The following is a 24,293-nucleotide window of genomic DNA, read 5'->3' as shown; positions in this document are numbered from 1 at the left end:
TCAATCACACCGACCATTGCCGCAGGAGTTTGCCCAACCGGCCGATGGCCGGTTCGACGCCCAGCCCCGGCCGATCACTCAACGTCATTCGGCCCTGACGGACTGCCGGTGCCCCGTGGGACAGGAACTCCCGATGGATACGTGGGTCACAGGTCTCCACGTTACGCCTGCGAACGACCACGGTCATGACCGACGACGCCGCCCGCTGCATCCGGCGGACTCTCTGATGCGTAGCATCGAAGGATGATTGGACCGTTACGTTCCCGTACCGGATTAACTCTGTGAAAGATTCGCTCATTCACGGACGTTTTCTAGTATGGTCTGACTGTGAACGCGTTCGCAGTTCGTTCAACGCCTCCGACCCGATCAGAACACCGTAAGGCAGGAAATAGGCTCGATGGCTGATAGCAACGCCGACCAGAAATTTCTTCAGCTCAGACAACAGTACATCCAGGGGTTACCGCAACGAATCCGTCAGATTCGAACGGCCTGGGATCGACTGCGCCACGTCAGCTGGGATTCCAAAGTGCTGAATTACATGGTGCATGCCGTCCACAAGCTGACCGGCAGCGGCACCACATTCCGTTTCCCGGCCATCACCCTGACCGCCGGCGCGCTGGAAAAGCGGCTGGTGGATGTCCAGCTTCACCTGGAAGCCAACGCCCTGGAACGTCAACACATTACCGACGCCCTGGCCCGTCTGGAGCAAGCCGTGGACGAGGCTGTGGCCAGCGAAGACGCGGCCGAACCGGCCGCCACCGCGACCAACCGTCCGGGCGACCGCGGAGCGTTTCATATTGCGGTCATCGAGGATGATGCGGACCAGGCGGCGCAGTTGGACCGGGGCCTCACCGATCTTGGCTACACCGTACACACCTTTGCCGATCCCGAAGCCTACTCCGAGCACGCCAGGGAGCGTGTCTACCAGATGATCCTGCTGGACGTCGGCTTTCCGCAGGGGCCGCTGGAAGGCCTGGCCTGGCTGGAGCGGTTGCGAGGCCATGTGGGCTCGAAGGTGCCGGTTGCCATCATGTCGGCACGCACGGATATGGTGGCCCGCATGCGCGCCCTGCAGGCCGGCGCCGACGTGTTCCTGACCAAGCCACTGGACATGAACTTCCTGGCCCGGCGCATCGACCAGATTCACGAGGCGACCTGTCACGTCCGGCCTCGCGTACTCTGGGTCGACGACGACAAGGATCTGCTGGGCTACTACCAGGACCTGCTCACCAACCGCGGTTATGAAGTGGATGTCCTGTCCCAGTCGGTGCGCCTGCTGGAACGGATCGAGCAGTTCGAGCCGGACGTCATCGTGCTGGACTACCAGATGCCCGGCTGCAACGGTTTCGAACTGGCCCGCATCCTGCGCCAGGATCCGCGCTACATGACCATTCCGCTGATTTTCGTCTCGGCGTCCGAGGATCTTCAGGCCCGGCACGGCCAGGACAGCATCGTCGGCAACGCCTATTTCCAGAAGCCGCTGGATGACGAGGACTTCCTGCACGGTCTGCAGTCCCAGATCGTTCGCGCCCAGCTGATTGGCGCCCGCATCGACCTGCTCAGCCAGCGCCACGCCCCCAGCGGCCTGCAAAACCAGGACTATTTCATCAACCGGCTGGAACAGCGCATGGCCACGCTGGACGCCGAAGGTGCGGCACATCCGTATTACCTGATCCAGTTGGCCATCGACAACGAGGAATACCTCAAGGCCCGCCATGGCATGCGCGCGATGCTCAACCTCAATGGCCGGCTGGAATCCTATGTGGCCGGCCACTCGCGGATCCACGGCCGGGGCTGCAACCTGGGCGGAGGCTATTTCCTGCTGCTGTTCGATGTCCCGGAAGGCCAGTCCGCGGACAGCGCCCTCGAGCAGTTCCATACCGAACTGAACCGTCAGCGTTGGTCTCCCGGCCAGGGCGGCAAACCGGTAACGCTTTCCATGGGCGTGATGCACCTGGATCATGCCCGGGACCTGGATCAGGTCCTGGCCCATGTCGAATCCGCCTGCGCCCGCGCTCTCAAGGCGGGAAGTGGCGGCCTGGAATGGCATCGCGAGGAGGCCGCCCCCGGCCACAATGGGCTGACGGACCAGATCCGTAACCTGATCGATGCCCGGGCCTTTACGCTGCATTTCCAGCCGGTGATGAACATGGACAACGAGGAAACCCTGTCCGAAGCCCTGGTCCGGTTGGTGGACGACGATCAGGTGGTCTACATGCCGCACCAGTTCCTGCCCTGGTTACCCTCGGGCAACCGCAGCAACTTCTACGAACTGGACCGTTGGGTCATCCAGAATGCCATTTCCAGCCTGGTGCAACTCGAAGGCAAGGCGTCTGCGTCCCAGGCGGTGATCGTCAAGCTGTCCTCGCCGCTGGAAGATGTGGAGCGGATGCAGCCGTTCATCACCAACGTCATCCGTGGCTCGCGCATCAAGGGCCAGCGCCGGATCTACTTTGCCTTTTCCGTCCCCATCGTGATCAAGGACGTACCGCGCGCCCGCAAGCTGTTCCGGACGCTCCAGGAAATGGGCTGTGGCGTGATCATCGAGCACGTGACGCCGGGCAGCAACATCATCCAGATGCTGCGTGACGTGGGGCCGGTGGACTTCGTGAAACTCAACTCCGAACTGGGCCGCCACAGCGAGCAAACGGCGGAACTGGATACCTTTATCGATGAGCTGCGAAGCTTCCTGGGAACGACGGTGCCCATCATCGTGACGGGTGTCGAGGATGCGCGGGTTCTGTCCCGCTTCTGGGAGCGCGGCATCCGCTATTTCCAGGGCTACTTTATCCAGAAGCCGGGGCTGACCATGCAGTACTCCGCGGCTACCTGAGTTCACCCTGCCCCTCATTCCATGACCCCGGCAAAGTGAGCGGTCCGCCCGCCCAGACCGTAACTGCGGTATACTGGGCGGCCGCCTGCCGTGGCGGTAATCCCACAGCCGGCGCCTGCCCGCTGCAAGCCTGTTTCCGAATTTATCCACTGCTTCTGCCAGGGAAGACTGACCGACATGTCCGAGAATCCGGCCGTTCCGAGCCTGCGTCCCAATGATCTGCTGACCTTCGTCATGGCCGTGGCCTGTGGTCTGGCCGTGGCCAACATCTACTACGCGCAGCCGTTGCTGGACACCCTGGCCCGGGATTTCGACATCAGCCGCGGTACCGCCGGCATCATCATCACCATGACCCAACTCGGCTACGCCGCCGGGCTGATGCTGCTGGTCCCGCTGGGCGACCTGCTGGAACGGCGTCGACTGATTACGGTGATTACCGGCGTGACGGTGTTGTCGCTGATCGGCATGGCTCTGGCGCCCACCAGCGGCCTGTTCATCCTGGCGGCCCTGATCACCGGGATCACCGCTGTGGTGGCCCAGATTCTGGTGCCGTTCGCCGCCCACATGGCCAGCGATGCCGAGCGCGGGCGGGTCGTGGGCCGGGTGATGACCGGTTTGCTGCTGGGCATCCTGTTGGCCCGTGTGGTGTCCGGCGGCATCGCCGACCTGCTGGGGTGGCGCACGGTTTACTGGATCGGCGCGGGCATCATGCTGCTGCAGGCCCTGGCACTGCGTCGGCTGTTGCCGGAAGAACCGCCCCAGTCGAAGATGCCCTACGGTCGACTGCTGCTGTCGGTGATCACGCTGATGCAGGAGGAAGCCCTGCTGCGCCGGCGCATTATCTACGGCGCGCTGGGCTTTGCGTCGTTCAGCGCGTTCTGGACGACGATTCCGTTCCTGCTGGCACAGGCGCCGTATCACTATCCCGATTCGGTCATCGGGCTGTTCGGTTTGCTGGGCGTGGCAGGAGCGCTGTGCGCCAACCTGGCGGGCAGTCTTCACGACAAAGGCTACTCCCGGATCGGCACCGGCCTGTTCCAGGCGCTGATGGGGCTGTCGTTTGTGCTGATGGCGGTGATGCCGGAGAGTCTGACGGCGATCATCATCGGCATCATCGTGCTCGACCTGGGGGTCCAGGGGAACCAGATCCTCAACCAGAGCGCCATCTACCAGATCCGCCCGGAAGCCCGCAGCCGCATCACGACGGCCTACATGACCTGTTACTTCCTGGGCGGTGCCGCCGGTTCGGCGGGCGCCGCCTACCTGTTCCAGTTCGCCGGCTGGACCGGCGCCTGTGCGCTGGGTATGGCGCTGGGCGCCACCGGCGTGCTGTTCTGGCTCACCGAGCCGCGGGTTCAGGAAACGGGCGAGCTGCAGAAGTCAGACTAGCGGCCTGCCTCCTCACCCCTTCGCCAGCCCGGGCCGAGGGTCTTCAGTTCATCGCCACCAGAATACTGCAGTCCACTTCATCCAGCAGCGCCCGGCTGAGTGAACCCTGCCACCAGCGCGCCAACAGCCCCTGGTGACGGTGGCCGACCACAACCAGGTCCGCCTTGATTTCTTTGGCCAGGCCGGCGATGTGCTCTACCGGATCGCCGAATGCCACGTGCCCTTCCGGGTCGTGGACATCCGAGGCGCGCAACTGCTCCAGGCCTTCATCCACCAGTTTGCGCAGGTAGCCCAACTGATCGTCGTCGAAGTCTTCGATCGGGTGAATCCCCTCGCCAAATCCGGCGGAGCCGGTCAGCTCCAGCACCGACAACAAATGAACCTTCGCGTCGCACAACGCGGCCAGGGCCATACCCTCGGCCAGGGCCGCACGTCCTTCCACCGAACCGTCAAATGCCAGGACAATACGCTGGTACATCCCCTCACTCCTTCGCCTGTGGTTGATCGCCCGTTTCCCGGGTCTTTGATACCAGTCTAGCGGCTTGCGGTCTGCGCTGCTGAACCGTTGCCGCTGATGTCGATATCAACCACCACCATCATGCCCGGACTGAGCTGCTTGAGCGGTCCCTTGTCGATGGCAATACGCACCGGGATGCGCTGGGTAATCTTGGTGAAGTTGCCGGACGGGTTGGGGTTGGGCAGCAACGCAAACTGACTGGTGGCCGCGTGACCGATGACCTGCACATGCCCCTGGAAGTGCAGATCCGGGTAGGCGTCCACAGCGATCTCGACCGGCTGGCCGGGGTGCAGGTCGCGCACCTTGGTTTCCTTGATGTTGGCTTCCACCCAGACGTTGTCCGGTGCGTGCATCATCAGCAGCGGCTGACCGGCCGACACGTATTCGCCCTGCTCCACGAAGGTCTTGTCGACGATGCCGTCGATCGGACTGTCCACCACCAGATCGTCCACCTGCAACTGCTGGTGGCCCAGCTCCGCCTTCGCTTCAGCCAGCGACTGGCGGGTGACGCTCAACTGGGCCTTGAGCAGCTCCGGATTCTGCAGCGTCATGGCGGTGCCGGACATCATGCCGTTGCGGGCGTTGCTCAGCGAGCTGCGATCAACAGCCACCTGGCGCTGGGCACGCTGGTATTCCGCTTTCGCCGCCTCGTAGGTGTAGTAGTCCTCGTCTTTCTTCTGGACCGATACCGTGCCGGTTTTGTAGAGCCGGTTGGAGCGCTCGTAGGTCCGCTTGGCCTTTTCCATCGACGCCTTGGCCGCGTCGGCCGCCGCCAGGTCGGTGTCCAGTTGGCCTTCGGTTTCCTTGATGCCGCCGCTAAGCTGATGGGTCGACAGGTCAATCTGCTGCTCTTCCAGATCCACCTGGGCCTGCACCTGGCGCACTTTGGCTTCGAGTTTGTCCAGCAGCAGTTGGTCAGGCCGATCGTACAAACGCGCCACCACATCGTCCCGGGCCAGCTTGTCCCCCACGATCAGGGAGAAATCCGTAACCCGGCCGTCCAGCCGGCTGCTGACGGTAATCTGGTGGGTCATCACCCGGGCATCGTCACCGCTGACGTGGGTGTGCTGATGGTAGAACCATTTCCCGATCCAGACCACCAGGCCGATGACGACCAGCAACGCAATGCCCAGTTTGATCCAGCGACCGGGACCGCCGCGCCCGGCGCTCTTTGCCGCTGGCGTCTCGTTCCGGCCGTCTGCTGAAGTGCTTGTCTCTGCCATAGTCTTGAAAGTCCGAATAGAGTGAAAAGAAAACGATGGAAAGCAATCGGAATTACGGCGTCTTACCCGACCAACCGGACCAGCGGCTGAGCAGGATGGACGGCACCGCCACGATCACCAGCGCCACCACAATCATCAGGAACCCGTCCTGGTAGGCATAGATCTGGGCCCAGATCGCATCCATTTTCGCCAGGAAGCCCGCGGCCGCCGAGGACTGGTAGGCGTCCGGCGTACCCACCTGATCGTAGGCGTGCTGAAGCTGCGAATAGGCCTGCAGGGCGACGCTGTTGCCGGCGTTCAATCCGGCCGTCAGGTGATCCGAATGGAACAGCGTGCGCTGGTCGAGCAGGGTGACCAGCGCCGCGGTGCCGAAGGCGCCGCCAAGCTGCAACGCAAAGTTGATCGCCCCGGAACCGAAACCGATCAGGTGGGGCGGCAACGAGGCAATGCCCCGGGACAGGGTCGGCGGCGGGAAGGCCGCCATGCCCACACTCAGCAGCGCCATGGAAATCGCCAGCGACTCGAAAGACGTGTGCCAATCCGCCTGCGCCATACGCACCACCGCCCAGGTCGCGAAGAACAGCCCCGGCAGGGTCAGGTAATGGGGCTTCCAGCGGTCGCTCAGCCTGCCCACCATCGGTACGAGGATGGCCATGACCAGGGTCGACGGCAGGTACAGCTCGCCCACCCTGATCGGGTCGTAATGCAGGATCACCTGCACGAACTGCGGCAACAGGTACATGATGGCGTAGAACACACCCCCGAACAGGAACAGGGCCAGCGCGCCCATCACGAAACCTTTGTGGCCAAAAATCGCCAGGTCCAGCAGCGGCTTGTCGGTGCGGCGCTCCCACCAGACAAACAGCGCCCCCAGCGCCATCGAGAACACCAGCAGTCCCACTACGGCTTCGCTATGCCAGCCCCAGCGCTGGCCGTTGGACAGTGCAGTCAGCAGGGTGAAAATCGCGACGAACAGGGAGCCGGCGCCAAACCAGTCAAACGGCGGCCGCGGCCCGGTCTCTTCCCGCCCGGGAAGGAAGAAGTAGCCCATCACAATCGCGGCCACGCAGACCGGCGAGACGATAAAGAACACGTAGCGCCAGTTGTAGACGTCCACCAGCCAGCCGCCGACCACCGTGGCCAGCGTCAGCGGCAGGCCCAGACTCATGCCGTACATGGCGGTCGCCATGCCCCGTTGCTCCGGCGGGTACACGGAGAACAACGCCTCCAGCGCCACCGGCCGCACCAGGCCCGTCATGGCTCCCTGGATGATCCGCGCGGCAATGATGGCCTCCATACTGGTGGCCATACCGCCCAGGAAAGATGCCCCGATAAAGATCAGCAGCACGCCCATGTAGGTCGCCCGCTGCCCGAACGCACGGCTCGTCCAGGGCGCAATCAGTAGCGATACCGTAGTGGCCGCCAGAAAGCCGGTGGACAGCCACTGCACCTGATCCGAACTCATGCCGAAGGCGCCTTTGATGTAAGGCGTCGCCACGTTAACGATGGTGATCGACATCCCCAGCGCGACCAGTCCCAACAGGACGGTCAGGGTCACCAGCCACCGGTAGCTGGCCCCGTATCGCTCGGAAAGTTGTTCAAGCTGTGACATGGGCCCCCGGCAATGAATGGCAAAGATTGTGTATTATACAAATTATTGCCAAACCGTAAATGAACCGAAGGATGCCTCTGATCATCCAGGGACAACTGATACCCTTTATTTAAAGAGCCTACTTGCCTATAGCCGCTCATTTCAAAGCAATGGATGACTAAGTCACATTTGTGTATCATGCACCGATATTTGTCATTTGATTGTTCGGTACAGGCCCGGATAATCACCGACCGGACCTACAGCCACCGAAGGACAGCGGCCATGTCGCGCGAGACTGACCGAACAGACACCCCACAACGCACCGGCGCGCCGGCCATTCCCAGCACACCGGCCACCCTGGAACAGGAACTCGCCTTCCTGGTGCGCTGGCTCGAAGCCACCAAGCGCGACCAGCAGTATCCGCTGGAACGGGCCCACTACCTGATGCTGCTCCTGCTGATGAGCGACGGTCCGCAGAACGTCAGCCGCCTCGCCGAACGCCTGCGCCTGGACGCATCAACGGTGACCCGGCAGGTCTCGGTGATGACGACACGCGGGCTGGTCTGCAAGCAACCCAACCCCGGCGACCGGCGTGGCGGCATGGTGTGTGCGACCGCGCTGGGTCATGAGGAAGCGACCCGGATGCGTCGCATGCGGGAAGAGAAAGTCGACGCCATGGTGGCCGACTGGCCGGATGACAAACAGCAGGCGCTGGTGCGCGCCCTCGGGGATCTCAACGAAGGGCTGTGCCGGATGCTGGACGAAAATAAACTTTAGTGACCGGCGTCGCCCCCGGCCGGATCGGCTCAGGAGGCGATACTGATGCGGTTGCGGCCATTCTGCTTGGCTTTATAGAGCGCCTGGTCCGCCGCGTACACCAACGCTTCGACGCTGCCGTTCTCCCGGGGAATCGTAGTCGCGCTGCCCACGCTGACCGTCACGCGGTCGCCAGACGGGCACTGGCTGTGTTCGATACCCAACGCCTCAACCGCCAGACGGGCATTTTCAGCCACCTGCGTGGCGCCGTCACGGTCCGTTTCCGGCAAGATCAGCATGAACTCCTCGCCCCCGTAGCGCACGACCATGTCGCTCGACCGACGTAATTCCCCGGTCAGCGCCGCTGCCACCTGGATCAGGCAATCGTCCCCTCGCTGATGGCCATAAGCGTCATTGAAGGGTTTGAAGTAGTCCACATCCAGCATGATCACAGACATCGGCTGCGGTTTGCGCCGCTGCCTCAGCCAGGTATCCCGCAGATAGGCATCGCCGGAGCGCCGGTTAGCGACGCCGGTCAGACCGTCGCGATCCGCCAACCGCTGCAACTCTTCATTGAGCAATTCCAGCTCGGCGGTGCGTTCCGCCACCTTTTCCTCCAGGCGATGGGAATAATCCTGGACCTGGGCGTACAGCCCGGCGTTTTCAATCGCCACGGAAGCCTGGGCGGCCAGCAGTTGAATCAGTTCCACCCGGGCCTCGGTGAAGACGCCATCGGCAAGGTTGTTCTCCATATACACAGCCGCCTCGAAACGTTCCCGCTTGATCGGCACACACAGCACGGAACGGGGCTGAAGTTGGAGCATGTAAGGGTCGTTCACGAACGAACCCTGAATGGACGCGTTATGCAGGACCGTCGCCTCGTCGCGCTGGAACACCTGACTGATCAGGCTCATTGGTACGGGTATATCAACGCCTTGAGGATCGCTCAACAGGAACGCGGGCGGGATATTGGCGTGCGAAGGACGCTGCTCCGGCAAGATGGCCGCCTCGACGACCCATTGCCCTTCAGTGCGCACGATCAGACAGCCCCACTGACCGCCGGCATTCTGCAGCAGGATGGCGAGGGTTTTCTGGAGAAGCTGGTCCAGCACCATCTCGCCGGAAATCTCCCGGGAGGCCCGCATGACCGACGCCAGGTCCAGGTCGGACAGGTCACTCCCCAGGGCTTTGACGGGGGTCTGTCCCAGTTCGCCCAGCACCGGAAATTCCGCCTCCAGGTGCGCCATCTTGCGCTGGGCGCCCCAGCGGTTGTACATACCGTAGGCCCCCCGCAGGTAGCCTTCCGCCGCCCGGCCCTTGCCTTGCGCCAGCAGATGTCGGGCGGCCCGCTCGTAAGCGGTGGCCTCGTCGCGCAGGAATCCGCCATTGCGGGCGGCATCAATGGCCGCGTCGTAACCGGCCAGCGCGGCGTCGTTATCACCGTCAAGGCGGGCGAGCTCCGCGGTCATCAGCCACTGCAAATGGCGGAAATTGGCTTCGCAGTTATCGGCCCAGCGGGTCATGCGGGCCAGATCGCGCTCGAGCCGTTCCCGGGTGACCTGCTGGTTCGCCCGATCCATTTCCGGATACAGCGTCGAGAGCGTGAGGTTGGCCACGATGTAAAACCGCACCAGCTGCGGCAGCGACATCGAGGATTTGATCAGCGCGTCCTGCTTTTCGATGAAGCTCAGCGCCCGTTCGTAATGGCCATACAGCAGGTTGATTTCGGCGCTGTAGATAGTGTGGTTGGCAATGCCCGTCAGGAACCGGCGCTCGTTCATGGCCGCCAGGCACTGCTGCTCGTCGAAGTCCTCACTGCTCAGGCTGGACGGCGCTTCGGTGTCACCCAGAAAGTTGCGCTGCAGTTGCAGGAACAGCGTGCCGGAGTCGAGGGAATCCTGATACGCGCACTCACGGACGATCTCGAGGTTATCCTCATGGAGCTGTCGGGCGGTTTCCAGATCCATGCCCGGATCCCAGATCACGCAGTCCTGGGCACTGTAGGCGAGGTACAGCAGGTCACCGGACTGGTAGCCCGCCTCAATCCCTTTGCGAAACCAGGGCGTGAGTGTGGCCCAGTGATTACTCCAGTGGTGGACGAACATGGCGTACACATAGATGACCCGAGCCCTCAGGCTGAGATCATCCAGCTTCTCGTTGATCGCCAATCCCACTTTACCGTACTGGTAGCCAAGGGCCGGCTCGTCCAGTTCGCCACACAGCAGCATGCCGTAGGCGGCGTAGGCGAATGCGGATTCCGGACAGTTACCCCGGTGCAGCGCCAGGTTCACCGCCTTGAGCACCAGGTAACTGAACAGCGTGCTGCCGGACAGGAACGCGGCGGCGAAAATTTCCATCAACAGGCGCATGGCCGTCAGGGTGGCCGGATCATCGATAGTCGGCGCGTCGACCAGGTCGGCAATAGCCCGGCCGGCCAGGTAGTGATCCACGAGCTGACGCTCCCGGTCGATGTCCGCCTGGCCGGGATGCTCGGTGAAATCAACACCCAGCAGCGCCAGCCCCTCAATGGCGGCCTGTATCGACGCACTCATCCGGCCCAGCGTTGCGTTCTGTCGGGTTCGCGTGGCCAGTACATCGGCGCGCTCCAGATCGGATTGCGCGTGATCCAGCAGGATGGCCAGCCAGTGATCGGCGTCGTCGGTGCGCCCGGTCAGGTAGAGACACAACTGCATTTCGGTGGCCAGCGGGCCCATCAGTGACGGGTGGCGTGTCCAGGCGTCGTCCGACAACAGGTCAGCCGCCACCTTGAGATAGCCCAGTGCGGATTCGTAGGCCGAGGCTTCACGGGCGCGGCGACCCGCGCGGAGATTGAATTCCGCCAGCCGCAGGCGTTCATCGTCCGCATCGATCAGCGTTCGCCCCTGGTTGAGGTGGTTGACGATATCGATCAGTTGATCGTCGGCGGCCCGCCCTCCTCCGTGGCGCAACATCAGGCGGCCGATCATCAGGTGCTTGCCGGGGAGATCTTCCGGCTCGACGAGTTGGTAGGCGGCCTGCTGGACCCGGTCGTGCTGGAAACGGTAGCTGGGGTTGATCGACAGCCCCTCATCCGCCTGGCTGGCAAGCCGGTAATCGCCGTGCAGGGGCACGATCGTGTACTGCCTCAAGGCGGGCAGCAGCGCCTGGGCGGTGTCCGCCACCGAATGCTCGTAGATGGTGGCGAGTGTCTCGAGCGTGAAGGTGTTGCCGATGCAGGCCGCCAGTTGCAGCGCCTGCTGCGTCTCGGCGGGCAGCTGCCGCAGGCTGTCCAGCATGAACTCGACCACATCCTGGCTGGCATCCTCCCAACTGGCCCGGTCGAGTTGCCAATGCCACTGCCCGCTGGCCAGATCCGCCCAGATCGCGCCCTGGGCATGCAGCTCACGCAACAACTCATTGGTGAAGAAGGGATTGCCCAGCGCCCGGTGATAGAGCATATCACTCAGGTCCTGACTGGCGCTGACATCGCATCGCAGGGTCGCCGCCACCAACTGCTCCACCGAAGACTTGTCCAGCGGACCGACCGGGATCTGATGGATACGCTGGTGGCTGCCCAGCTCGTCCAGCAGCCCCCGCAACGGATGCCCTGGCCCCACTTCGTTGCTGCGATAGGCCCCGATCAGCAGCAGATGGCTCTGATCCTTGGCGGTGACAATCCGGCGCAGCAGCTCAAGCGTGGGTGTATCGCTCCACTGAAGGTCGTCGAGGAACAGCACGACCGGATGCCCGCGCCCGGCAAATACACGCAGAAACGCACTCAACACCAGCTGCAACCGGTTGCGGCTTTTCGCCGGAGGCAACTCGACCACCGGCGGCTGCTCGCCAATGATCAGCGTCAGCTCGGGAACCAGGTCGATCACCAGGGCACCGTTCGGCCCGAGCGCCTCAACCAGCCGTGCCCGCCACTCAGCCAGTTTTTCCTCCGGCTCCAGCAACACCTGCTGAACCAGGGCCCGAAAGGTGGCGGCCAGGGCCGAGTAGGCTTCGCCGTGCTGGAACTGATCAAACTTGCTTTGTACCAGAAAGCCCCGTTCGCGAATCTGATAGCGATCGAGTTCATTCACCAGGGCAGACTTACCGACACCCGAATAGCCATGCACCAGGCAGAAACGGGTATGACCGTTCACCACCTGTTCGAACAGATCCAGCAGCGCGTGCAGCTCCTGATCCCGGCCATACAAGGCCTGGTGAACCAGGAATTTCTGACGGTGATCTTGCTCCCCCAGGGTAAAGGTCGCGGGCGATTCGCCCTGGCGGATCGCGGTGACGCAGCGAGAGAGGTCGTGCAAAAGACCATGGCTACTCTGGTAGCGCTCTTCCGGTGATTTGGATAGCAACTTCAGGATGATGGCGGCCAGCGGCTCGGGGATGTCCGGCCGTACCTCTATGGGGGATGGCGGCAGACGGCTGATATGGCCATGCACCCATTCCAGGGTGTTATCGGCGGTAAAGGGCGTCTCGCCAGTCAGCAACTCGAACAGCAGGACCCCAAGGGAATAGTAATCGGAGCGGTAATCCAGGCTCCGGTTCATGCGCCCGGTCTGCTCCGGTGACATGTAGGGCAACAGCCCCTCCAGCTGGCTGAACAGATCGGTGGTCTGCTGCTCCTGCCCCAGCTCCGAGGCGACGCCAAAGCCGATGAGTGCGAGCACGTCGCGACGCGTATCGACCAGCACATTATTGGGAGACAGCGCCTTGTGCACCATATCCTGTCCGTGGATATCGCCCAGGATACGGGCCAGCTTCTGGGCGATGTCGAGCACCTCACCCACAGGCAGGCGCCGGTCGTCACGCCGAGCCAGTATCGAAGCCAGGGAGCGATCGTAGGGGTCCGAAACGAGCGCCAGGTTGCCGCTGCCATAGGGCAGCACCTCGTTGATGCTGCGCACGCCGCCCACCCCCGCCAACCGGGTGGCAATGCGGGCTTCATAGTGAAGCGCGGCCACCTGCTTTCGGTCCGGGTAGTCGGTGTCCAGCGTCTCGATGGTGACGTCCACCCCGTCCGATAAACGCTGCGCGCCAAAGGCGACTCTCCCCGAGTGGCGCCACAGGCATGAGAGGGTGCGATATCCGGGCAGTTGCAGATGGCTCAGCATCGGGGACGTCTCGCTCTCGATGAGGGGCTGTCTCAACCCGGGAACAGGCGGTCGAACGTCGCGCTGAACGATTCCCGGGCCGTGTCACACAGCGGTTCGCCGTGGCCGCACAGGGCGTGTCGGAAACTGAGCGTCTGCAGGCGCTGGAAATCCCGGGCTTCCGGTTCGGCGGCCTGCATCCAGACCGGGCCGATGTTGGCCGGTGTAAAAAAGCCCATGCCTTCCATCCGCTCGCGGGATGCATCGCAGAAGTGCTCATCCGGCCCCAACCAGTTCTGCAGGGCATCGCAGGCGATCAGGATCCCGCCGTCGCGGTCCAGGTGGATGATGCCCTCGGGAACGTTGGAGGTTTCAAACCGGAACAGGGAAGCATCGCTGATCGGCAGCGGCGCGGACTCGCTCAGGGTCTGCGTGGCGTCATCGTTTTCCGACTCCAGGCCCGGCATCACCCAGTAACGGGCGTTATAGCGATCCACGTAGAAGGCATCGTCCCGCCCATGCAATGCACCGAGGCGAATGACATCGGTGACCTGGCCCAGCTGATCGAGTTCGGCAAGACCGGCGTCATCCAGTCGCACGGTGTTGATCAGGATCAGGCGCTCACCATCCCGGACGATGGTCATGTTGCGGCTGAACTGCCAGTCCAGGTCCATCAGTACGGTTTCCATGGCACCGCTAACGACAAACACGTCGGTAAAAGCCGCTTGGATGGCGCTGTGAGCCAGGGCACTCGGGAAAGACGACATGCAGATTCCTCGGTCTAGTTGATCGTCGTTCGATCGGGTTGATAGCGGTTCAGTCCTGTCGATAGTCATAGCGACCGACGTAGCGATACTCTCGAGCGTATTCGTTCAGATAGGCATTGAGGTATTGCCTCTGGACCGCATTCAGATGGCCATTGCGAATGTCTTCCATCGTTTCTTCAGCCCGGCTGCTGTCCAGCCGTTTGAGGTGGAACAGCGTCATGTCCCGCCCCCCGAAAAAGCCCTTCAGAAACTCATGCTGGTGCCGGGCTTCGGTCATATCGAACACCGCACCATACAGCGCCGTGAAGAGCGGCTGCGCGGCCAGCGTGTCCCGGGTAAAGGTCGGATACGAGCCCGGCGGTGGCGTGAATTCGGGATAGTCATCCACCACATGAGTGGGCTGACGGGCCAGCGCCCGGATGTAGCCCTCGTCCAACTCCGCCTGGCGGGCGCCGTCCAGCACAATATTCAGGTAGCGGCGACTGGGCCGGCAGCAGTCGTCGATAAACGCCGGCGTGCCCACATACGTCAGCGCCGACACCGCATGGCTGCTGTCGTCTGCCCGTTGCTGCGGCTTGACGGCCACCTCAATCCGGTCGTAGCCATAACCACAGGCCTCGGCCGCATCCAGCAGGTCCAACGCGTCATCCGGACATTCATGAAGCACGCCAAGCACGCGATCGCCCGGATGGCCGGTTCGTTCGATATTGCCGACGCCACCTTCGTGGCGAAAAAAGTGCCGTACGTTGAAGCGCAAACGCCAGCCGGACAATTCGGCCCGTCTCGATGACAGCGGCTCCACGCCCTTGGCTTTCAGCGAGAGCCTGCTCATATTGGAACCGAAGCCAAAGTAATGAAACATAAAAACGGGCGACTATCCGGTTGCGATCAAAGCCATCATCGGGATCGTTTGAAAGTGCAAAGATTACCCTCACGATTGACCGTTATCCATACACAATAGGTCCGGGAACACGACGGTTCACGCATTCCTGGGAAAATTCTTGTCAAATGGCACCGAGAGTGTGGGCGCTGTCTCCCTGGGCTGGCTCCGGGTGAACACCGATTCGAAGGTCGGTACGTTCCGGATGCGATCTCCCAGGCCCCAGGTTGGCGGCGCAATGCCGAACCAGTTGAGCAGGGTCGCGGCGAAGGAAGTCGAGTCGAAGCCCTCCCCGTTCGGGCTGCGCAGAACCGTCTGCGACTGAATCCAGGGAGACGCGAAGATCGCCGGCACCCGCGGGCCCATCAGGTCGAATTCAAAGCCGTCCGTCCGGTCGTTGGGCCACGGCTTACGGGCATAGGGCGGCGCCACGTGATCGAACAGGCCACCGTTCTTGTCGAAGGTCACTACCAGCAGGGTTTTCGACCACACCTCCGGACGACTGCGCAGGGCCTCATAGATCTGGTTGAGCGCCCGCTCTGCGGGCACCACCGAGTCAATCCCGCTCGATGACGATCCCGGGTGATAGGAGGTGCACGCCTCCCCGACCCACGCCGGCTCCAGATAGCTGAATCGCGGCAGGTTGTCGTCCTTCACGTCATCGAAGAACTGTTGGAGCGGTGCGATCCAGCGCGAGCTGGGCAGATTGCTTCCACCTTTTGCCTCCAGAACCGCTTTGGCCCAGGCGGCGTCCACCTCGGGAATCTGGCCCTTGAGGTAGAGTTGATAGGTGAAGACCGCCTGGTCCCAGAGAATGCTGTAGTAGATCTTCCAGTCCTGGTGGCCGTGGCTCCAAAGGGTTTTCCAGAGCGACTGGCGGTGCGCCTCGTCGGGCCAGTCCTCATAGGCTTTGCCCCCTTCCCAGGAACCCAGGCGGTTATAGGCGGAACCGCTGACTGAGAACCCCCGATTGACGTCGGTACCGCCGGGAATGGAACTGAACCAGTCGTCGCTCACGGCAAACGCCTTGGCCAGGCCATTGAGCACCGAGAGTTGATGCGGCGTGAAGCTGGACAACACCGCTGCACTGTCCTGGTTCCAGGCAAAGCCGGTCATGGTCGGTGCGTCGCGCTTCGCGTAGCCCTCGTAGCCATGGAACATCTGCATCAGCCCGTCACTGTTGTCGTGCCAGGGGTCCTGGGCCGGACCGCCGAGCACAAACCGGTCACTCAGTTCGCCGTTCTGGTACTGGCTGACGAATGCCGGCGTCCCGTCCGGCATCGGGTTGCTCATGGACATATCCAGCCCGCGGAAGCCTTCGGCATCGGGGCCGACCCAGTTCAAACCGTCCTGGCGGCCGCGTTCATACAGCCAGCCCAGCACGTTGTCGAAGGAACGGCTCTCCAGCATGTAGTAAACGACGTGTTCTATCTCCCGGCGCATGAACTCGATGGTGCCGGGGGTTTTCTGCCGGACGGCATCGACCGGCTGGCTGGGCAACGCGCCGAACAGGGTCGACTGGCCGTCAAAGCCAGGCGGCAAGGCAGCGGTATTTACCGGCTCGTTCCCCAATGGGTTCTCGCGGCGGGCATCAAAGCGCCAGATGCGACATCCGGCAGACAGATCGCCGGGCTTCCAGGTAACCACGTGTTCCCCAACAACGGCCATGGCATCGTGCTCGTCAATCGCTGTCCAGGTGCCAGCCTGCACCGTGGGCAACGCCAGCGGCGGGTTGGACTGCGGATCGATGCTCCAGATCCGGTAGTCCGCTCCCTTGCGATCCAGCATGGTGTTGCCGATGGGATAGAGTTCCCGATCCGCCGCAATGTCCCGGAAGCCGCCGCTCTTGAATTCACCCGCGGACAGGCAGTCGTATTCCGCCTGGGGGTCAAAGTGCCACAGTTGGTAGGTGCGCCGCCCGGCCGCGGGAATGATGCTCAGCACGTAACCCGGCAACCCAATCAGTTCGATCTGTTCAAACGAGGCGCCGAAATTCGGGCGGTAGTCGCCGAAGAACTTTTCACGGCCCCAGGTGCCATAGGCCAGCGTTTTTTCCGCCAGCGGGTTGCCGCTGTCCCGGTCGTACTTCAGCAGGCGGTAATGGATGGCGTCATCATCCGCGGTTGGCGGCGTCCAGGCCAGCAGGTAGCCCCCAACCTGCGTCAGCCGGTCGCGGGCCGGGAAACGGGCGTGATCGGCCATAGCAATCTGACTGAAGGGTTGATCGGCGCCGGGTTCGAAGGCGTAGGCGGCGTAACGATCCGCATCGGCCTGGCGCTGCAGGACGAACGCCGTGGCCCGGGACTGCGCCTCGGTCGGGGTGAAGCTGTTGTTGTCGTAGCCGAACGCCTGGTTCTGCTCTTTCATGATCGCCAGGATGGCATCGGCCTTGTCCTTTTTGACCGTGCCGGTGCTCGCATCCCAGCCCCATTTTTCTGCGAAGCCGGCCAGCACCCGGTGCGGATCGTGGTCGGGGTGCTCTGCCATGTGGGCCTGCCAGCCAGCGGCGATCAAATCCTGGCACATAACGGTGATCGGGGGCGGATAGTCGCCATTGGGCTTAAAGGCATCACTGAGCGGCAGGTCCGTATCGTAGAGGTACTCGCTGGGGTGATTGGCGCACAGTACCCAGGTTTTCGCCGCGGGCTGGCCCTCTTCCGTCGGCAAAATCGTCAGCTCAACGACGTCCAGAACGGCGGGCGTCTGCTCGAGATGAAACGCCTGCGTGAGCCAGCTGTGGACGGGCTCGCCATAGGCGACCACGGGTTGGGTCCGGGTATTGCCCGTCTCGCTCAGTGGGCGCAGGAAGTTACGCAGCTGCGCCTTGGCGTAGGGAATAAAGTCTTCGTTGTAATCCTCCAGTTCCGCGCCTGCGCCGCCGGGAGCGGCGACCGGCGCTACATCCACAATGCGCTCGACCTGGTGGTTATGGGCACCGTTAAACCCGTTTTGCGCCAGCAGACATTCCCAACGCCGGTTGGTTGGGGAATACAGGTAATCGCGGTAAGTAAACGTCTCCAGCGGCGGGAAGTGCAGCAGCTGGACCGACTTCACGTTCGCCATCGCCAGCCCGAACGGCAACAGGAATTCCCAGCCTTCACGTGCCGAATAGGGAATATTCCCGTAGTAGCTGGCCTGCGCCTCCCGGCCTGCCGCAATGTAATGAGGCACCAGCGTTTCGTAGGGGGTCATGTCATCGCAGGGACTGGTCATCTTCAGCCGGTATTCGCCATTCCCGTTGCGATACGCCTGGGCCCAGGAACCGAAATAGCCGTCGCGTTGCAGGGTCTGGCTGAAAACAAAGGTGATCGCATCTTCCAGTGAGGGGCCATCATCGCCGAACTGAAACAGACCTTCGATCTCTTGGTCGTATCCCAACCCAATATCGACACTCGTACGCCTGACTTCCGTTTCTTGATTCAGCAAAACCGACTCCTCGATAGCGGCATTTACAATACGGGGTGCGATACGCGACGGCATACCGCGCCTGATGGGGTTTCTGGACGTCCACGATCCAATCTGCGGATGGAGCCTTTGCCTGGAAGCACCAGACTCTTACAAGCCAAAGTCCGAGTCCCGGTGTGGGCTGGATGCCCCCGGTCTCGGATTGGCTCGCATGGGCTGGCTATTCGCAGGAGTCATAACCTGGCGCAACGTCAAACAACACGCCGGCTGGTCCGCCGCAGAGCGGAACTGGATAAAGCGTAGATGGGGTTGCCAGAGGCCGCCAGCATGAAGCGTCCGGATTTAATGGGGATTCCGTCTTCAGCCCGTAACGATCACGACGCTTCAGCCCGCTGCAACGCCTTGCCCAATGTGGCAAAGTAGGTCGCGAACGCGCGGTTCATACGTGCCCGCTCCTCATCTCGCGGATACAGGCCCATTTTCGCCTCGTCCGTTTCCCGCGTACCGCGGACCAGGAACGCATTCTTGCAGTCGGCGTCCTGGACAAAGGCCTCAAACGCGCGGGCACACAACTCCTCCGGCAGGCTGAAATACAACGTGCCCGCCGCCTTGTCCGCCGTCACCGACTGCCGGAACAGATCGCTGGGCGCCTCCCCGCTCTCATCCAGCATCACCGCCGCAAAGCAGGCCTGAAGGCGCTTGTTCAGGGGATGCTCATCGCCCTTCTCCTTGCCCAGCCATCGCTTGGATGCAAACGCTCCAGGCGGACTGCCGGCATAAAGCTTGTCGCAGATGTAGTGATCGAAAGCGTGGAACCACTCATGGGCAATACTGCCCGGCCCGGCGTTCTTGGCCAGCGAAAAGCTCCGCGTCGCCGGCGTGTAGTGGGCCGACACGCCCCGCTGTCCGCCGATGCCGTACTGCAGCCCCAGCGTCCCACGCAGGGAAATCAGCGACTCCGTCCCACCCAGAATCGTCATCAGATCGCAGAGCGCGTCATAGAACAGCCCGGCGCTACGCGCCTTTTCCGGCTCCGTCACCCACCGCCCGATCTCCACCGAGCGGAACTGGAAGCGACGGCGCACATCGAGGAAAGACACGGCAGAGCCGGAACGATGATCCGGGCCGCGGCGGTAGAAGGTTCGGGGCATAGACAGGGACTTCGTGAATACTGTTTAAATATACAGCTATATTGAAATCACGAAAGGAAGAAGTCAAACGATGGCATGGCAGGACGACCGATCAAACGCTAAGCTGCTGTTTAAATGGAAAAAGAAACCGCTCTCTCAGAATGAGAACGGTGCAGTTATATAGAATTCCCGATTATTCAACACCGCGGGACGCGGTGTAACGGAAGCATGCCTGCATGCTTTGCTTTGCTTTGCTTTGCTTTGCTTTGCTTTGCTTTGCTTTGCTTTGCTTTGCTTTGCTTTGCTTTGCTTTGCTTTGCTTACAAGGAGAGGATACGTGGGTTTAATCCTGAAGTTAGCTATTTTGATTTTCTGTATTCGGCACGTCATGAACACTGGACGGCCAGGGCAAACAACAGCCATCTACGCAGGCTCATTCCTGGTCGTTGGTTTGGTCGTGGCCTTAATTCACCAGTTCACAGCGATCGCCGGAATAGGCCTTGCCATCACACTCATCTACGATCTTGCCACCGGCTTCATATTCTTCTGGCTCATTGATCGTTACCACGACAACCTGCTCGCGTTTTACGCCATCATCGTTCTCGGTATCGCTGCGAGTGTCGCCATCAAATTCATAGTGGTTTTCGCATTACACCCTTAAACGATGCATTAAAAGTTTCCAACAGCACGGGCGTACGGAATGGATGTGAATTACAACCATCGCATTTTTCGAGGCCGGACGAATTCCGACAATGGTGAATTCGGAGGTCAAACCACGTTTCATTATCGGCAAAGTGAAGACCGGGTTTGGGCAACGTATAGCGGCGGCGACATAGTCAGCGGGCACCTACAGGGAAAGGTCTGTGCCGACGGTAGCCTGGAGTTTGTTTACCACCATGAAAATGTCGACGGTGAGCTGATGGCCGGCCAATGCTTCTCAACGCCAAGCCAGGACAAGGCCGGTCATCTCGTGCTTAAAGAACATTGGCAGTGGCTTACCGGAGATCGGACATCCAGTTATTCCGAAGTTGAGGAGATCACCGGCCATACCTGAGAACTGCAAATTCAGGTGCAACCTTTTCCCCAAGGGTGAAGAGGCGCGGTGGCGGATCCGTCGCAGCGGCATTGAGGTTAGCCCCCATGGTTTCCGGTGGAGCCCGTTACCAGACACTGATCGCGCTGGCGATTATCGCCCTTTCTGACTGTCAGAGTGATGTCAGCCGTATCTCTCCACGCAGCCATTCGACCGTTGCCCGATCGCACAACTCCGTTCCCGGCTGCATCACCGTCGCGACGCTGCAGGCAATGCCTTCGCGCAGCGCGTCCTCATCCGATGCGTCCTGAGCCAGCATCGCCACCAGACCAGCCACCATCGAATCTCCGGCACCTACCGTGGAGACCACAGGGACGGCAGGGGCCTCCCCTTTCAGGACCTCTGACGGCGTTACCAACACCGCGCCGTCCGCGCCCATGGATACACAAACCCGACTCACCCCCTGCTCCTGTAACCGGTGTGCTTCCCGAACGATGGCGTTCAGGTCCTTCAATGAGTGACCCACCAGGGTTTCCAGTTCGAAACGGTTGGGCTTGATCAGGAAAGGCTGGGCGCCGATGGCGTGTCTCAGTTGCTCATCATGGCAATCGACGATGGCACGCCCACCACCGGCCTGCACCCGGCGTACCGCATCGGCATACAGATCGTCCGGCAGGCTGTGCTGCAATGACCCTGTGATCACGCCCAGCCCCTTTCCGCAGTGGGTGACGAACTGTTCGAGCAGATGCGTCCATTGCGCCGCCGACACCGCCGGACCCACACCGCTGACTTCAAACTGAGCTCCGGTGAGGCTTTCGATGATGGTACCGTTGATCCGGGTTTCGCCTTCAACCTCCAGATAGCAGGCCTGATCCAGTTGCGCATCGAGCTGGTGGCGCAGGAACCGGCCGATCTCACCGGCGACCGCACAGAAGGTGCAGGCCTGCACACCAAGGCGCTTCAGGGCCCGTCCCACGTTGACGCCGTTACCTCCGGGATCGTAACGGCTGTTGGACGCATGCACCTTCTGATCCGCTATCAGCCGGGGAATCTCGTAGGTGATGTCCACCGCGGGATTCAGGCTCAGTACGGCCACAGGCCTTTGTTTGCTTGCGTCGACCATCAGGCGCTCCCGGGTGGCGGCGGTCTGCCAACGCGGATCAATGTGCGGATAACAACATTTTAAAACCACTGATAGTCGGCCACCAACAAAACGGGTAACCGCGGGTGGCGTCATTATGCGATCATGGCCTTGAGTCACACGGACCGGCTCTTCACGGCTCGCCCCCTCTGCAACCGGAGACCCGCCATGACCGATAACGTCATCAACCTGGCCGAAAAATTCAGCAAATTCGCAGAGCACTGGTCTCCCCGGGTCATTTCGGAAATGAACGATTACCAGTTCAAAGTCGCCAAGTTCCAGGGAGAATTCGTGTGGCACGACCACCAAGAGACCGATGAGGTATTCCTGGTGATCCATGGCTCAATGGGCATCGAGATGCGGGACCGGACGGTTCACCTTTCCGAGGGTGAGATGTTCGTGGTTCCCAGGGGAACGGAGCACAAACCGTTTGCGGAGAACGAGTGCCACGTGCTGCTGATTGAGCCGCGAGGCGTAGTGAACACCGGTGAGGCGGGTGGCGAGTTGCAGGCTGACAATGATGTCTGGGTGTAAGCAACCCGGCTTTTGACCCCATGCCTCACCGTTGATTACGACAGATCTTCCCGATTCTGCCTTTGACCCGGCGCAAATCGGACAAAAGCAAGGCAGGCCTCTTTAAAGTGCTGCCTTAATCCCCTGAGTCCATCGACTGCTCCGTTTCCTCCCAGATATTCGACAGATTGTCATAGGCGCGCGTAAAGCCATCCTTCACATCGTCCCAGGCATTGGCCGAACTCCCCTTCATGCGCTCGTACCAATCCCCGACCTTTTCCCGCTGGGCGCGCAGGGCGTCCAGGCTTTGCTGGGTTTTCTCGCGGCTGGCTTCGCTCATGTCGTCCCAGTTCTCGTCCAGGCGCTTTTCCAGCACGTCGATGCGCTGATCGAGCTCGTCCAGCGATTCCTTGATCGATGCGGCAGCTTCGTCCCGTTGCTCGGCAGAGTAGTTACCCAGCTTGTCGATCAGGTTCTCGGTATCGTGTTTCAGCTCTTCCATGGTGGGTGGCTGCTGGGCCTCATCAGCGCTTGCTGCCACGGGTACGACGCCCAACAGGGCAACCAGCATCAGGTGTCGCAACCGGGGCGTTTTGGAAGTCGTACGTGCCATCGTCATCTCTTTCTCCGTGTCGATATACCAGTTATTGCGGATTGCTGTGGCAGGGCGTTAAGTCTTTACCATACTGGAATCATTGAAAGAGGACACTCATCGAATCTGGCCGGGGGACGCTCATGACCCGAACCGCAAAGACGCTGTCTTCGCTCATTTTCAGCATCATCCTGCTGATCGGCGGCAACGCCTTCCTGATGACTCTACTGGGCCTGCGACTGAGTATCGAGGGCGTCAGTCCGGGCGTCATCGGCTGGATCCTGGTGTTCTATTCCTTCGGCTTCGTGGCCGGGACGCTCTTCGCCGGGCGCATCATCGAGCGGGTTGGGCACATCCGTGCGTTTGCCGTGTTCGCGGCCATCCTGGCGGCGTCCATCCTGATCTATCCGATGGCAGTGCAGGCCGGCCTGTGGGGTGGACTGCGCGCCGTCGGTGGCTTTGTGATGGCCGGTCTGATGATCGTCATGGAGAGCTGGTTCAGCAGCAAGGCAGACAACCAGAACCGGGCCAGCCTGTTCGCGATCTACCAGATTGTGTTCTTCCTCTCGACCGCCGGCGGCCAGGTCCTGATCCGGCTGGGGGATCCGGCCGGCTACATTCCGTTCTCCCTGGCGGCCATCCTGGTGGCGCTTGCAGTGGTGCCGTTGTCGCTGACCCGCCGTGAATCGCCAACCATCGTCCAGGGCGAACGCATGTCGTTGCGCCGCCTGTATGGCAAGTCGCCGGTCGGCACCCTCGGATCACTCGTGGCCGGACTGCTGATCAGCGCCTTCTATGCCATGGGGCCGGTGTATGCCAACCGCATTGGTCTGGATGTGGGCCAGGTCTCCAACTTCATGGCCTCGGCCATCATCGCCGCGATGGTCATGGCGTGGCCGGTGGGCCGTTTGTGCGACCGGTTCGACCGCTATCGCGTGATGGTGGTGACGGCGCTGATCGCCGCTGGCTGCAGTCTGGCAGCGGCCTTTATTGGGGGCATGAGTGCCTGGGTGCTGGTGCTTTTCGTGGGACTGTACATGGGCATCAGCGCGACGCTCTACCCGATCGCGGTGGCGATCAGTAACGACCTGATGGACAGCCACCAGATCACCGCCGCCAGTACCGCCCTGCTCCTCAGCTACGGGATCGGCAGTTGCATCGGCCCGGTGGTCAGCGCGGCCGCGATGGAACTGATGGGCCCGGCGGGGCTGTTTGTCAGCAACGCCACGATTCTGGGTCTGCTGATGCTGTTCATGGTGGTCGGCCCCGGACGCCGCAAGCATCCGAGTGTGGAGGAACAGGAAGACTACTACATGACCACGCCTGAGGTGGCCATCGCGATGGCCGACCTCGATCCGCGGAACCCGGACTTTGAAGAACATCCGGCTGAAGTCTCAGATCCGCACACTCACGCGGCCGAAGCCGACCATCCGGACAGGGCCTGATTT

At 61.7% G+C, this 24,293-nt stretch carries 18 protein-coding genes; 7 read left to right on the top strand and 11 right to left on the bottom strand.

Translation table 11 applies throughout. From position 1 onward, the window contains the following. Positions 1-4 precede the first annotated feature (4 nt). Complete coding sequence (locus tag JL474_RS06985) at positions 5-211, bottom strand: hypothetical protein (protein WP_203141486.1); 207 nt, start codon at positions 209-211, stop codon at positions 5-7. Between the two features lie 186 nt (positions 212-397). Here JL474_RS06985 and JL474_RS06980 point away from each other — a divergent pair, with 186 nt between their 5' ends. Together JL474_RS06980 and JL474_RS06975 are read left to right on the top strand one after the other, a co-directional pair. Next, complete coding sequence (locus JL474_RS06980; RefSeq protein WP_203141485.1) at positions 398-2,833, top strand: response regulator; 2,436 nt, start codon at positions 398-400, stop codon at positions 2,831-2,833. Positions 2,834-3,010: 177 nt separating this feature from the next. Further along, complete coding sequence (locus tag JL474_RS06975; protein ID WP_203141484.1) at positions 3,011-4,222, top strand: MFS transporter; 1,212 nt, start codon at positions 3,011-3,013, stop codon at positions 4,220-4,222. Positions 4,223-4,265: 43 nt separating this feature from the next. On the opposite strand, the gene JL474_RS06970 is transcribed toward JL474_RS06975, so the two are convergent. From JL474_RS06970 to JL474_RS06960, 3 genes are read right to left on the bottom strand one after another with little or no spacing between them, the layout of a single operon-like run. Beyond that, positions 4,266-4,700 carry a universal stress protein gene (locus JL474_RS06970; protein WP_203141483.1) on the bottom strand — a complete coding sequence of 145 codons (435 nt, stop codon included), beginning with the start codon at positions 4,698-4,700 and terminating at the stop codon, positions 4,266-4,268. A 56-nt stretch (positions 4,701-4,756) separates the two neighbouring features. Next, positions 4,757-5,962 carry an HlyD family secretion protein gene (locus JL474_RS06965; RefSeq protein ID WP_203141482.1) on the bottom strand — a complete coding sequence of 402 codons (1,206 nt, stop codon included), beginning with the start codon at positions 5,960-5,962 and terminating at the stop codon, positions 4,757-4,759. A gap of 52 nt (positions 5,963-6,014) precedes the next feature. Beyond that, the gene (locus tag JL474_RS06960; protein ID WP_203141481.1) at positions 6,015-7,574 is read right to left on the bottom strand and encodes a DHA2 family efflux MFS transporter permease subunit; all 1,560 of its coding nucleotides are present in this window, start codon (positions 7,572-7,574) and stop codon (positions 6,015-6,017) included. Between the two features lie 261 nt (positions 7,575-7,835). Between JL474_RS06960 and JL474_RS06955 the strand changes: the two genes are divergently transcribed. Further along, on the top strand, positions 7,836-8,330 hold the full coding sequence (locus JL474_RS06955; RefSeq protein WP_203141480.1) for a MarR family winged helix-turn-helix transcriptional regulator: 495 nt from the start codon (positions 7,836-7,838) through the stop codon (positions 8,328-8,330). A 29-nt stretch (positions 8,331-8,359) separates the two neighbouring features. On the opposite strand, the gene JL474_RS06950 is transcribed toward JL474_RS06955, so the two are convergent. The 5 genes from JL474_RS06950 to JL474_RS06930 form a co-directional block, all read right to left on the bottom strand. Beyond that, positions 8,360-13,405, bottom strand: coding sequence for a diguanylate cyclase domain-containing protein (locus JL474_RS06950; protein WP_203141479.1), 5,046 nt, complete (start codon positions 13,403-13,405; stop codon positions 8,360-8,362). A 32-nt stretch (positions 13,406-13,437) separates the two neighbouring features. Beyond that, positions 13,438-14,151 (bottom strand): MBL fold metallo-hydrolase, encoded by a 714-nt coding sequence (locus tag JL474_RS06945; protein WP_203141478.1) that lies wholly within the window; start codon positions 14,149-14,151, stop codon positions 13,438-13,440. Positions 14,152-14,200: 49 nt separating this feature from the next. Next, positions 14,201-15,013: a gamma-glutamylcyclotransferase family protein gene (locus JL474_RS06940; protein WP_203141477.1), complete on the bottom strand. Its 813-nt coding sequence runs from the start codon at positions 15,011-15,013 to the stop codon at positions 14,201-14,203. 117 nt (positions 15,014-15,130) lie between these two features. Further along, entirely contained in the window at positions 15,131-18,457 is a 3,327-nt protein-coding gene (locus tag JL474_RS06935) for an alkaline phosphatase family protein (RefSeq protein ID WP_203141476.1), read from the bottom strand. Between the two features lie 353 nt (positions 18,458-18,810). Further along, on the bottom strand, positions 18,811-19,587 hold the full coding sequence (locus JL474_RS06930) for a CLCA_X family protein (protein WP_203141475.1): 777 nt from the start codon (positions 19,585-19,587) through the stop codon (positions 18,811-18,813). Between the two features lie 316 nt (positions 19,588-19,903). Between JL474_RS06930 and JL474_RS06925 the strand changes: the two genes are divergently transcribed. Both JL474_RS06925 and JL474_RS06920 read left to right on the top strand, forming a co-directional pair. After that, a complete protein-coding gene (locus JL474_RS06925; protein WP_203141474.1) occupies positions 19,904-20,227 on the top strand; it encodes a hypothetical protein in 324 nt (107 codons plus the stop codon). A gap of 39 nt (positions 20,228-20,266) precedes the next feature. Then, the gene (locus tag JL474_RS06920) at positions 20,267-20,620 is read left to right on the top strand and encodes a n-acetylglutamate synthase (RefSeq protein WP_236012098.1); all 354 of its coding nucleotides are present in this window, start codon (positions 20,267-20,269) and stop codon (positions 20,618-20,620) included. Positions 20,621-20,771: 151 nt separating this feature from the next. Here the strand turns inward: JL474_RS06920 and JL474_RS06915 are convergent, their stop codons facing one another. Then, positions 20,772-21,722, bottom strand: a complete 951-nt coding sequence (locus JL474_RS06915; protein ID WP_203141473.1) for a 1-phosphofructokinase family hexose kinase — start codon at positions 21,720-21,722, stop codon at positions 20,772-20,774. 186 nt (positions 21,723-21,908) lie between these two features. Between JL474_RS06915 and JL474_RS06910 the strand changes: the two genes are divergently transcribed. Beyond that, positions 21,909-22,274 carry a cupin domain-containing protein gene (locus JL474_RS06910; protein WP_203141472.1) on the top strand — a complete coding sequence of 122 codons (366 nt, stop codon included), beginning with the start codon at positions 21,909-21,911 and terminating at the stop codon, positions 22,272-22,274. A 115-nt stretch (positions 22,275-22,389) separates the two neighbouring features. Here the strand turns inward: JL474_RS06910 and JL474_RS06905 are convergent, their stop codons facing one another. After that, the gene (locus tag JL474_RS06905; RefSeq protein WP_203141471.1) at positions 22,390-22,866 is read right to left on the bottom strand and encodes a sll1863 family stress response protein; all 477 of its coding nucleotides are present in this window, start codon (positions 22,864-22,866) and stop codon (positions 22,390-22,392) included. A gap of 122 nt (positions 22,867-22,988) precedes the next feature. On the opposite strand from JL474_RS06905, the gene JL474_RS06900 reads away from it, so the two are divergent. After that, positions 22,989-24,290: an MFS transporter gene (locus JL474_RS06900; protein WP_203141470.1), complete on the top strand. Its 1,302-nt coding sequence runs from the start codon at positions 22,989-22,991 to the stop codon at positions 24,288-24,290. Positions 24,291-24,293 lie beyond the last annotated feature (3 nt).

This window comes from Marinobacter mangrovi (assembly GCF_016798325.1).
GTDB classification, from domain to species: Bacteria; Pseudomonadota; Gammaproteobacteria; order Pseudomonadales; family Oleiphilaceae; genus Marinobacter_A; species Marinobacter_A mangrovi.
The sequence above is the reverse complement of the archived record's forward strand: the minus strand, read 5'-3'. Positions and strand labels throughout refer to the sequence as shown.

What these genes read in the sequence shown, in the direction of transcription:
- JL474_RS06985 (WP_203141486.1), bottom strand. Translation starts at nt 211, where the DNA reads ATGCAGCGGGCGGCGTCGTCGGTCATGACCGTGGTCGTTCGCAGGCGT.
- JL474_RS06980 (WP_203141485.1), top strand. Translation starts at nt 398, where the DNA reads ATGGCTGATAGCAACGCCGACCAGAAATTTCTTCAGCTCAGACAACAG.
- JL474_RS06975 (WP_203141484.1), top strand. Translation starts at nt 3,011, where the DNA reads ATGTCCGAGAATCCGGCCGTTCCGAGCCTGCGTCCCAATGATCTGCTG.
- JL474_RS06970 (WP_203141483.1), bottom strand. Translation starts at nt 4,700, where the DNA reads ATGTACCAGCGTATTGTCCTGGCATTTGACGGTTCGGTGGAAGGACGT.
- JL474_RS06965 (WP_203141482.1), bottom strand. Translation starts at nt 5,962, where the DNA reads ATGGCAGAGACAAGCACTTCAGCAGACGGCCGGAACGAGACGCCAGCG.
- JL474_RS06960 (WP_203141481.1), bottom strand. Translation starts at nt 7,574, where the DNA reads ATGTCACAGCTTGAACAACTTTCCGAGCGATACGGGGCCAGCTACCGG.
- JL474_RS06955 (WP_203141480.1), top strand. Translation starts at nt 7,836, where the DNA reads ATGTCGCGCGAGACTGACCGAACAGACACCCCACAACGCACCGGCGCG.
- JL474_RS06950 (WP_203141479.1), bottom strand. Translation starts at nt 13,405, where the DNA reads ATGCTGAGCCATCTGCAACTGCCCGGATATCGCACCCTCTCATGCCTG.
- JL474_RS06945 (WP_203141478.1), bottom strand. Translation starts at nt 14,151, where the DNA reads ATGTCGTCTTTCCCGAGTGCCCTGGCTCACAGCGCCATCCAAGCGGCT.
- JL474_RS06940 (WP_203141477.1), bottom strand. Translation starts at nt 15,013, where the DNA reads ATGTTTCATTACTTTGGCTTCGGTTCCAATATGAGCAGGCTCTCGCTG.
- JL474_RS06930 (WP_203141475.1), bottom strand. Translation starts at nt 19,587, where the DNA reads ATGCCCCGAACCTTCTACCGCCGCGGCCCGGATCATCGTTCCGGCTCT.
- JL474_RS06920 (WP_236012098.1), top strand. Translation starts at nt 20,267, where the DNA reads ATGGATGTGAATTACAACCATCGCATTTTTCGAGGCCGGACGAATTCC.
- JL474_RS06915 (WP_203141473.1), bottom strand. Translation starts at nt 21,722, where the DNA reads ATGGTCGACGCAAGCAAACAAAGGCCTGTGGCCGTACTGAGCCTGAAT.
- JL474_RS06910 (WP_203141472.1), top strand. Translation starts at nt 21,909, where the DNA reads ATGACCGATAACGTCATCAACCTGGCCGAAAAATTCAGCAAATTCGCA.
- JL474_RS06905 (WP_203141471.1), bottom strand. Translation starts at nt 22,866, where the DNA reads ATGGCACGTACGACTTCCAAAACGCCCCGGTTGCGACACCTGATGCTG.
- JL474_RS06900 (WP_203141470.1), top strand. Translation starts at nt 22,989, where the DNA reads ATGACCCGAACCGCAAAGACGCTGTCTTCGCTCATTTTCAGCATCATC.